Here is a 10,228-nt window from a genome sequence, read left to right on the forward strand (position 1 = left end):
GTCATTCTTGCCGCTCTCACGTTTACTGCGGCGATGTATACCGCGTCGGTATGCACGCTAATCGGTTCGGGTGGCTCGCCGCAAGATCGGGCGGTGCACCGTTTCCCGTGGTCGACGGTGCAACGTCGGCGGTGAGGCAGTTCTCGATATGCGTCGTCGTGGGACGGTTTGATGTTGAGGCCAGCGTGTCGAGGAACTCGCCGCTGCAGCTGGCGGGAGTCACCGAGAGCCTGCATCCGTCAGCCGCGCATCAGGGACGGCGATTCCGGTCCACCGCGTTGAACTGGGTGACGCGGGCCCCGGCGACCACCGCGTCGTCGAGGATCGTCGAGTCCAGCGCCCGACGCGTCTTGCCCACCAGGAGGGAATAGTCACCCTCGGGTCTGTCGATTTCACCCCTAGGGGGGCTGGTCTCCTCCTCGGCTGCGGGCGAGAGTGAAGGGATCCGAAGCGTTCATCGACGATCGAACGAGCCATCGGACATGTAGTGCATAACTCACCCAATTCTGCGCTATGAAGTGGGGCGATGCATTCGACAATGGAGCGCTCCCATCCAGGTGAGAGGTGGTCAGCATGGACGGCTCGCCCGCGTCGCCGGTTCAAGTTCCCCGGACGGTGCCGGGTTTGATTCGGGTTTCGTCCGCACAGGAGGATCTCTGGCTGGCGCAGAAGTTGGTGCCAGGTCTGCCGAACAATATTTCAGCGTATCTGGATGTTTCCGGCGAGATCGATCGGTGGGTGATGGATACGGCATTGCGGCGGGTGCTTGGTGAAGCGCAATCCGTACTTGTGAACTTCGTGGAGGACGTGGATGGTCCTCGGCAGGTGGCGCGCGACCCTAATCAATGGAACCCCTTCTTCGTCGATGTCAGTGGTGACGTCGATCCGGAATCGGTTGCGCGGGCATCGATGGCTGATTTAGTCGGCCAGCCCTTCGACCTGGAACGGGACGCACTTTATCGAGCAGGTTTGATCAAGCTCGGCGATTTCCGATATTTCCTGTTCGCTGTGTCTCACCATCTCGTGATGGACGGGTTTGGTGTAGCCATTCTTGCTCGTCGCATTGCAGAGGTATATACGTCGTTGGCGACGGGGGCGTCAATTCCTGAGTCTGGATTTGGCGGACCGGAGTTGATCAATGCCGAGGACGCTCGTTATCGGCGCTCGGGCCGTTTCACGCGGGACAGGGAGTTCTGGCGGGACTACACGGCTGGGTTGCCGGAGCCCCTTCGCCTGCTGGGTGATCGGAGTTCGCCTGATCTTGTGACGCTGCATTGCAGCGTGTCGGTCTCGGGCGATGAGTTCACCCGGTGGGCGGAGGCGTCGGAATCCATGGGAGTGCCGGTGCCAGCTTTCCTGGCGGCAGCGGCGGCTGGCTTCCTTCACCGCATATCGGGCATGCCGGAGTTTGTCGTGCGGTTGGCGGTGGCGAATCGGGTGGGGCGCGCGAGGTCGACGCCGGGCATGATGGCGAACGCGGTGCCGCTGGGGGTGAAGTGCCCGCCGGGGTCGCGGTTCGTCGATGTCGCACGCGGGGTCGGTGCCGAGATTCTCTCGATTCTGCGGCATTGTCGTTATCAGGGTTCCGATATCCGGCGCGACATGGGGTTGTCGGGTTCTGTCGAGAATCGGTTCGGTCCGGTCCTGAACATCATCCCGTTCTTTGGGTCGCTAGATTTTGCCGGTAGTTCCGCGGTCATGCGCGGCGTGTCATTCGGGCCGGTCGATGACCTGTCGATCTCCGTTTACTACGACCGTCGGGGCAGCGACGGCATGCGTATCGAGATCGACGGGAATGGCGCAATCTACAGCGGAGAGGATCTGAGGCTCTATTCCGATCTGTTGGTGGCCTTTACGCGTGCTGTCACCGCCAACCCGAGCGGCGCGGTCCGTGCTATCGACATTCTGGAGCCGACCGAGCGTGCCCTGATGTTGCGGACGTGGAACGAGACCGCGGTGGCGATACCGGAGGTGACGGTCCCGGGGTTGTTCGAGCGGCAGGTCGCGGCCACACCGGATGCGGTGGCCTTGACGTGCGGCGATGAACAGTGGACGTATCGGGAGGTCAATGCTCGCGCGAACAGGTGGGCGCGGCTGTTGATCGGGCGGGGCGTCGGCCCAGAATCCGTTGTGGGGGTGGCGTTACCACGGTCGGCGGAGTTGGTGATCGCGTTGCTGGCGATCCTCAAGGCGGGCGGCGCGTATCTGCCGATCGACCCGAATTATCCGAGTGAGCGAATCGGGTTCGTTCTCGATGACGCCGACCCACTGGTGGTGCTGACGGACACCGCCACCGCCGCGGTGTTGCCGCACACCGACATTCCCCGTCCGCGTCTGGACCTGCATGCCGTCGACCTCGACAGCGGTGGACAGCGGTGGGAGGTCGACCCCTGTGATGCGGATCGGCTCGGCGCGTTGTGTCCGGACCATCTTGCGTATGTGATGTACACCTCCGGGTCGACGGGCATCCCGAAGGGGGTCGCGATCAGCCACCGTAGTGTGGTCAATTCGGCGTTGCACGGGTGGCCGGACGGTCCGGGGCGGCGGATGCTGATGCATACGTCGATTGCGTTCGATGCATCGGGTTATGAGTTGTGGCCGGCGTTGCTCGGTGGCGCCGAGTTGGTGATCGCCCCGCCGGGGCCGGTGGATATTGCGGTACTCGAACGGGTCATCACCACGCATCGAGTGACATCGGTGTTCGTGACGACCCCGTTGCTCGAGCTGCTGGCTGAGGGGGATTTGAGTTGTTTCGGTTCGGTGCGTCAGGTGGGCGCCGGTGGTGATGCGTTGTCGGCTGCGGCTGTTCGGCGGCTGGTGGAGGTCCAGCGTCAGATCACGGTGGTCAATGCCTACGGCCCGGCGGAAACCACTATCAACTCAACGGCCTATTCGATACGGGGTTCGGATGGGTTGGCGGATGTGACGCGTGTGCCGATCGGGTCTCCGATCGGGAACACGCGGGTGTTCGTGTTGGGTGCGGGTTTGGTGCCGGTGCCGGTGGGGGTGGTGGGGGAGTTGTATATCGCGGGTGCGGGTGTGGGCCGGGGGTATCGGGGTCGGGCGGCGTCGACGGCGGAGCGGTTTGTGGCGTGCCCGTTCGGGGGGGGCGGGGAGCGGATGTATCGCACGGGCGACTTGGTGCGGTGGGATGCGGCGGGGCGGTTGGTGTTTATTGGCCGCGGTGATTTTCAGGTGAAGATTCGGGGGTTCCGGGTCGAGCCGGGGGAGGTCGAGGCGGTGCTGTTGGCGCATCCGGCGGTGGCCCAGGTGGTGGTGACCGCCCGCGAGGCTCCGGATGGTTCTGCGGGCGGGGGCAGGCAGTTGGTGGGGTACGTGGTGCCGGCGATCGATGCCGGTGGCGGACGTCTTGCGGGTGAGGTGCGGGAGTTCGCGGCGGCTCGGCTGCCGGGGTTCATGGTGCCGGCGGCGGTGGTGGTTCTGGATCGGTTGCCGTTGACGGTGAGCGGGAAGGTCGACCGGCGGGCGCTCCCGGCGCCGGAGTTCGGTAGTCGTGAGTTCCGTGCCCCGCGAGGCCCGGTCGAGGAGGCTCTGGCGGGGGTGTTCGCCGGGGTGCTCGGTGTGGAGCGCGTGGGGATCGATGACGACTTCTTCGAACTCGGCGGGCAGTCGCTGTCGGCGACGCGGGTGGTGGCCCGGATCCGGTCGGTGTTGGGGGTGGAGGTGCCGATCCGGCTGATCTTCGAGTCCCCCACCGTCGCTGAACTGGCGCCGTGCCTGTTGGAGGGTTCGGTGGTGCGGGCACCGGTGGTGGCCCGTGAACGTCCGGTGCCGGTGCCGTTGTCGTCTGCGCAGGCCCGGTTGTGGTTCCTGCACCGATTCGAGGGCCCGTCGGCGACCTACAACATTCCGTTGGCGGTGCGGTTGCGAGGGGAATTGGATACCGGGGCGGTGGCGGCGGCGTTCGGGGATGTGGTGGCGCGGCACGAGAGTCTGCGCACGATCTTCGGCGAGGACTGGGGGGTGCCGTTCCAGCGGATCCTGCCCGCGGATCGGGTGCCGGTGGAGGTGCCGGTGGAGATGGTGGAGCCGGACCGGCTGGCCGTCGCGGTGGCGGTGGCGGCGGGGTACCGGTTCGATCTGTCCGCAGAGATTCCGGTGCAGGCCCGGGTTTTCCGCTGCGGGCTCGAGGATCATGCGTTGGTGATGTTGATGCACCATATCGCCGGCGATGGGGCGTCGGTGGCGCCGTTGGCGCGCGATATGGCGACCGCATACGCGGCGCGGCGGGCGGGCCACGAGCCGGGGTGGGCGCCGCTGCCGGTGCAGTATGCCGATTACACATTGTGGCAGCAGCAGATGCTGGGTGAAGAAACCGATCCGGGTAGTGTGCTGGCCGCCCAGTTCGGGTACTGGCGGCAGGAGCTGGCGGGGATACCGGAATGCATCGACCTGCCGACGGACCGGCCACGGCCGCCGGTGGCCAGTTACCGCGGCGACACGGTGCCGTTGGTGATCGCACCACAGCTGCGGGCGGCGGTGGAGGAATTGGCGCGTAGCCGGGGGGCGACGGTGTCGATGGTGTTGCAGTCGGTGTTGGCGGTGTTGTTGCGCGGGCTCGGCGGCGGTGACGATATTGCGATCGGCAGTCCGATCGCGGGCCGCACCGATGACGCGTTGACCGATCTGGTGGGGTTCTTCGTCAACACGTGGGTGTTGCGGGTCGATACGTCGGGGAATCCGCGGTTCGGTGAGGTGCTCGACCAGGTCCGGGGCAAGGCGTTGGGGGCGTACGAGAATCAGGATGCGCCGTTCGAACGGTTGGTGGAGTTGCTCAACCCGGCCCGTTCCACGGCCCATCATCCGCTGTTCCAGGTGATGTTCGCATTGCAGAACAACCCTATCCCCGATGTCAATTTCCCCGGGCTCGAGCTGACCCCGCTGCCCACCCCGACCGGGACCGCGAAGTTCGACCTGTCCTTCAACCTGACCGAACCACCCCCCGCACGCGGCCGGCAGGAGGGCATGGTGGGGTCGATCGAGTTCGCTACCGACCTGTTCGATCGGGATACGGTCGAGCGGATCGCTGCCCGGTATGTGCGGTTGTTGGAGAGGGTCGTCGCCGATCGGCTCGGCCGGATCGATCTGTTCGACATTCTGGAGCCGACCGAGCGTGCCCTGATGTTGCGGACGTGGAACGAGACCGCGGTGGCGATACCGGAGGTGACGGTCCCGGGGTTGTTCGAGCGGCAGGTCGCGGCCACACCGGATGCGGTGGCCTTGACGTGCGGCGATGAACAGTGGACGTATCGGGAGGTCAATGCTCGCGCGAACAGGTGGGCGCGGCTGTTGATCGGGCGGGGCGTCGGCCCAGAATCCGTTGTGGGGGTGGCGTTACCACGGTCGGCGGAGTTGGTGATCGCGTTGCTGGCGATCCTCAAGGCGGGCGGCGCGTATCTGCCGATCGACCCGAATTATCCGAGTGAGCGAATCGGGTTCGTTCTCGATGACGCCGACCCACTGGTGGTGCTGACGGACACCGCCACCGCCGCGGTGTTGCCGCACACCGACATTCCCCGTCCGCGTCTGGACCTGCATGCCGTCGACCTCGACAGCGGTGGACAGCGGTGGGAGGTCGACCCCTGTGATGCGGATCGGCTCGGCGCGTTGTGTCCGGACCATCTTGCGTATGTGATGTACACCTCCGGGTCGACGGGCATCCCGAAGGGGGTCGCGATCAGCCACCGTAGTGTGGTCAATTCGGCGTTGCACGGGTGGCCGGACGGTCCGGGGCGGCGGATGCTGATGCATACGTCGATTGCGTTCGATGCATCGGGTTATGAGTTGTGGCCGGCGTTGCTCGGTGGCGCCGAGTTGGTGATCGCCCCGCCGGGGCCGGTGGATATTGCGGTACTCGAACGGGTCATCACCACGCATCGAGTGACATCGGTGTTCGTGACGACCCCGTTGCTCGAGCTGCTGGCTGAGGGGGATTTGAGTTGTTTCGGTTCGGTGCGTCAGGTGGGCGCCGGTGGTGATGCGTTGTCGGCTGCGGCTGTTCGGCGGCTGGTGGAGGTCCAGCGTCAGATCACGGTGGTCAATGCCTACGGCCCGGCGGAAACCACTATCAACTCAACGGCCTATTCGATACGGGGTTCGGATGGGTTGGCGGATGTGACGCGTGTGCCGATCGGGTCTCCGATCGGGAACACGCGGGTGTTCGTGTTGGGTGCGGGTTTGGTGCCGGTGCCGGTGGGGGTGGTGGGGGAGTTGTATATCGCGGGTGCGGGTGTGGGCCGGGGGTATCGGGGTCGGGCGGCGTCGACGGCGGAGCGGTTTGTGGCGTGCCCGTTCGGGGGGGGCGGGGAGCGGATGTATCGCACGGGCGACTTGGTGCGGTGGGATGCGGCGGGGCGGTTGGTGTTTATTGGCCGCGGTGATTTTCAGGTGAAGATTCGGGGGTTCCGGGTCGAGCCGGGGGAGGTCGAGGCGGTGCTGTTGGCGCATCCGGCGGTGGCCCAGGTGGTGGTGACCGCCCGCGAGGCTCCGGATGGTTCTGCGGGCGGGGGCAGGCAGTTGGTGGGGTACGTGGTGCCGGCGATCGATGCCGGTGGCGGACGTCTTGCGGGTGAGGTGCGGGAGTTCGCGGCGGCTCGGCTGCCGGGGTTCATGGTGCCGGCGGCGGTGGTGGTTCTGGATCGGTTGCCGTTGACGGTGAGCGGGAAGGTCGACCGGCGGGCGCTCCCGGCGCCGGAGTTCGGTAGTCGTGAGTTCCGTGCCCCGCGAGGCCCGGTCGAGGAGGCTCTGGCGGGGGTGTTCGCCGGGGTGCTCGGTGTGGAGCGCGTGGGGATCGATGACGACTTCTTCGAACTCGGCGGGCAGTCGCTGTCGGCGACGCGGGTGGTGGCCCGGATCCGGTCGGTGTTGGGGGTGGAGGTGCCGATCCGGCTGATCTTCGAGTCCCCCACCGTCGCTGAACTGGCGCCGTGCCTGTTGGAGGGTTCGGTGGTGCGGGCACCGGTGGTGGCCCGTGAACGTCCGGTGCCGGTGCCGTTGTCGTCTGCGCAGGCCCGGTTGTGGTTCCTGCACCGATTCGAGGGCCCGTCGGCGACCTACAACATTCCGTTGGCGGTGCGGTTGCGAGGGGAATTGGATACCGGGGCGGTGGCGGCGGCGTTCGGGGATGTGGTGGCGCGGCACGAGAGTCTGCGCACGATCTTCGGCGAGGACTGGGGGGTGCCGTTCCAGCGGATCCTGCCCGCGGATCGGGTGCCGGTGGAGGTGCCGGTGGAGATGGTGGAGCCGGACCGGCTGGCCGTCGCGGTGGCGGTGGCGGCGGGGTACCGGTTCGATCTGTCCGCAGAGATTCCGGTGCAGGCCCGGGTTTTCCGCTGCGGGCTCGAGGATCATGCGTTGGTGATGTTGATGCACCATATCGCCGGCGATGGGGCGTCGGTGGCGCCGTTGGCGCGCGATATGGCGACCGCATACGCGGCGCGGCGGGCGGGCCACGAGCCGGGGTGGGCGCCGCTGCCGGTGCAGTATGCCGATTACACATTGTGGCAGCAGCAGATGCTGGGTGAAGAAACCGATCCGGGTAGTGTGCTGGCCGCCCAGTTCGGGTACTGGCGGCAGGAGCTGGCGGGGATACCGGAATGCATCGACCTGCCGACGGACCGGCCACGGCCGCCGGTGGCCAGTTACCGCGGCGACACGGTGCCGTTGGTGATCGCACCACAGCTGCGGGCGGCGGTGGAGGAATTGGCGCGTAGCCGGGGGGCGACGGTGTCGATGGTGTTGCAGTCGGTGTTGGCGGTGTTGTTGCGCGGGCTCGGCGGCGGTGACGATATTGCGATCGGCAGTCCGATCGCGGGCCGCACCGATGACGCGTTGACCGATCTGGTGGGGTTCTTCGTCAACACGTGGGTGTTGCGGGTCGATACGTCGGGGAATCCGCGGTTCGGTGAGGTGCTCGACCAGGTCCGGGGCAAGGCGTTGGGGGCGTACGAGAATCAGGATGCGCCGTTCGAACGGTTGGTGGAGTTGCTCAACCCGGCCCGTTCCACGGCCCATCATCCGCTGTTCCAGGTGATGTTCGCATTGCAGAACAACCCTATCCCCGATGTCAATTTCCCCGGGCTCGAGCTGACCCCGCTGCCCACCCCGACCGGGACCGCGAAGTTCGACCTGTCCTTCAACCTGACCGAACCACCCCCCGCACGCGGCCGGCAGGAGGGCATGGTGGGGTCGATCGAGTTCGCTACCGACCTGTTCGATCGGGATACGGTCGAGCGGATCGCTGCCCGGTATGTGCGGTTGTTGGAGAGGGTCGTCGCCGATCGGCTCGGCCGGATCGATCTGTTCGACATTCTGGAGCCGACCGAGCGTGCCCTGATGTTGCGGACGTGGAACGAGACCGCGGTGGCGATACCGGAGGTGACGGTCCCGGGGTTGTTCGAGCGGCAGGTCGCGGCCACACCGGATGCGGTGGCCTTGACGTGCGGCGATGAACAGTGGACGTATCGGGAGGTCAATGCTCGCGCGAACAGGTGGGCGCGGCTGTTGATCGGGCGGGGCGTCGGCCCAGAATCCGTTGTGGGGGTGGCGTTACCACGGTCGGCGGAGTTGGTGATCGCGTTGCTGGCGATCCTCAAGGCGGGCGGCGCGTATCTGCCGATCGACCCGAATTATCCGAGTGAGCGAATCGGGTTCGTTCTCGATGACGCCGACCCACTGGTGGTGCTGACGGACACCGCCACCGCCGCGGTGTTGCCGCACACCGACATTCCCCGTCCGCGTCTGGACCTGCATGCCGTCGACCTCGACAGCGGTGGACAGCGGTGGGAGGTCGACCCCTGTGATGCGGATCGGCTCGGCGCGTTGTGTCCGGACCATCTTGCGTATGTGATGTACACCTCCGGGTCGACGGGCATCCCGAAGGGGGTCGCGATCAGCCACCGTAGTGTGGTCAATTCGGCGTTGCACGGGTGGCCGGACGGTCCGGGGCGGCGGATGCTGATGCATACGTCGATTGCGTTCGATGCATCGGGTTATGAGTTGTGGCCGGCGTTGCTCGGTGGCGCCGAGTTGGTGATCGCCCCGCCGGGGCCGGTGGATATTGCGGTACTCGAACGGGTCATCACCACGCATCGAGTGACATCGGTGTTCGTGACGACCCCGTTGCTCGAGCTGCTGGCTGAGGGGGATTTGAGTTGTTTCGGTTCGGTGCGTCAGGTGGGCGCCGGTGGTGATGCGTTGTCGGCTGCGGCTGTTCGGCGGCTGGTGGAGGTCCAGCGTCAGATCACGGTGGTCAATGCCTACGGCCCGGCGGAAACCACTATCAACTCAACGGCCTATTCGATACGGGGTTCGGATGGGTTGGCGGATGTGACGCGTGTGCCGATCGGGTCTCCGATCGGGAACACGCGGGTGTTCGTGTTGGGTGCGGGTTTGGTGCCGGTGCCGGTGGGGGTGGTGGGGGAGTTGTATATCGCGGGTGCGGGTGTGGGCCGGGGGTATCGGGGTCGGGCGGCGTCGACGGCGGAGCGGTTTGTGGCGTGCCCGTTCGGGGGGGGCGGGGAGCGGATGTATCGCACGGGCGACTTGGTGCGGTGGGATGCGGCGGGGCGGTTGGTGTTTATTGGCCGCGGTGATTTTCAGGTGAAGATTCGGGGGTTCCGGGTCGAGCCGGGGGAGGTCGAGGCGGTGCTGTTGGCGCATCCGGCGGTGGCCCAGGTGGTGGTGACCGCCCGCGAGGCTCCGGATGGTTCTGCGGGCGGGGGCAGGCAGTTGGTGGGGTACGTGGTGCCGGCGATCGATGCCGGTGGCGGACGTCTTGCGGGTGAGGTGCGGGAGTTCGCGGCGGCTCGGCTGCCGGGGTTCATGGTGCCGGCGGCGGTGGTGGTTCTGGATCGGTTGCCGTTGACGGTGAGCGGGAAGGTCGACCGGCGGGCGCTCCCGGCGCCGGAGTTCGGTAGTCGTGAGTTCCGTGCCCCGCGAGGCCCGGTCGAGGAGGCTCTGGCGGGGGTGTTCGCCGGGGTGCTCGGTGTGGAGCGCGTGGGGATCGATGACGACTTCTTCGAACTCGGCGGGCAGTCGCTGTCGGCGATGGAGGCCGCCGTGCATCTTGGTGCTGCGTTGGGCACTCCGGTGGATGTTCGTGACTTGTTTGAGGCGCCGACGGTGCACGAACTGGCCATCCGGAATGACCAAGACACGGCGCGGCCGCCAGAGAGTGGTGCCGACGACACATAGGGCTGGGCGATGA

General features: G+C 66.5%; 1 protein-coding gene. It reads left to right on the forward strand.

The window, feature by feature from the left end; all coding sequences use genetic code 11:
- Positions 1 to 573 precede the first annotated feature (573 nt).
- Positions 574 to 10,215 (forward strand): non-ribosomal peptide synthetase, encoded by a 9,642-nt coding sequence (locus GO592_RS39175; protein WP_202715234.1) that lies wholly within the window; start codon positions 574 to 576, stop codon positions 10,213 to 10,215.
- The last annotated feature ends 13 nt before the right edge of the window (positions 10,216 to 10,228 follow it).

This window comes from Rhodococcus sp. 21391, assembly GCF_016772255.1.
GTDB lineage: Bacteria > Actinomycetota > Actinomycetes > Mycobacteriales > Mycobacteriaceae > Rhodococcus_F > Rhodococcus_F opacus.

Bases quoted from the DNA above. Each gene is read 5' to 3' on its own strand.
- GO592_RS39175 (WP_202715234.1), top strand. From the start codon at position 574: ATGGACGGCTCGCCCGCGTCGCCGGTTCAAGTTCCCCGGACGGTGCCG.